Here is a 1,018-nt window from a genome sequence, read left to right on the forward strand (position 1 = left end):
CCGGGCAGCGGGCGTGGAACGGGCAGCCGCCGGGCCCGGGCGGCGTGGGCGGCGCGTCGCCGAGCGGCACCCGCGCCCGCCGCGCCTCCACCACCGGGTCCGGCACCGGCGCCGCGGCGAGCAGGGCGCGCGTGTACGGGTGCGCGGGCCGCTCGCACACCTCGTCCGCGGGCCCGCTCTCCACGATCCGGCCCGCGTACATCACCGCGATACGGTGGCTGACCTGGCGGACCACGGCCAGGTCGTGCGCGATGAACACCAGCGCGAGGCCGTACCGCCGCTGCAGGCCGGTCAGCAGCTCCACCACCTGCGCCTGCACCGGCACGTCCAGCGCGGACACCGGCTCGTCGCAGATCAGCACCGACGGCGCGGGCGCGAGCGCCCGCGCGATGCCGATCCNCAGCACCGACGGCGCGGGCGCGAGCGCCCGCGCGATGCCGATCCGCTGGCGCTGACCGCCGGAGAAGGAGCGCGGATACCGGTCCGCGGCCGCCGCGTCGAGCCCGACCTGCTCCAGCAGGGCGGCGACCCGCTCCGCCCGCTCGGCCCGGTCGCCCAGGCCGTAGGCGATCAGCGGCTCGGCGATGATCTGGCCGGCCGTCATGCGCGGGTTGAGCGAGGCGTACGGGTCCTGGAAGACCATCTGCACCTCGCGCCGCAGCCGGCGCAGCGCGGCGCCGGACGCGGCGGTGACGTCCTCGCCGCGCAGCCGCACGGTGCCGCCGGTGGCCGGGTGGACGCGCACCAGCGTGCGCGCCAGCGTCGACTTGCCGCACCCGGACTCGCCGACGGCCCCCAGCGTCTCCCCGGCCGCCAGGGTCAGGTCCACGCCGTCCAGCGCGGTGACCGGCCGCCCGCGGCCGCGCCCGGGGAAGGTCCTGCGCAGCCCGTGGACCTCCAGCAGCGGCACGCCGCCGGTGTCCCGCACAGCCGCCGCCCCGGGGGCCGCGGGCGCGGGCACCGTCCGGGGCGCGGCGGCCGGGGCGGTGTCCGGCGCCCGGCCGGTGCCCGCGCCGGT

The 1,018-nt window shown here is 79.9% G+C and carries 1 protein-coding gene; it reads right to left on the bottom strand.

Annotated features, from left to right (window positions below; translation table 11 throughout):
- The coding region (locus RKE29_RS30070) for an oligopeptide/dipeptide ABC transporter ATP-binding protein (protein ID WP_312008869.1) at positions 1-928 on the bottom strand (928 nt) is incomplete at its 3' end.
- Positions 929-1,018: the final 90 nt, after the last annotated feature.

This window comes from Streptomyces sp. B1866 (assembly GCF_031932565.1).
GTDB lineage: Bacteria > Actinomycetota > Actinomycetes > Streptomycetales > Streptomycetaceae > Streptomyces.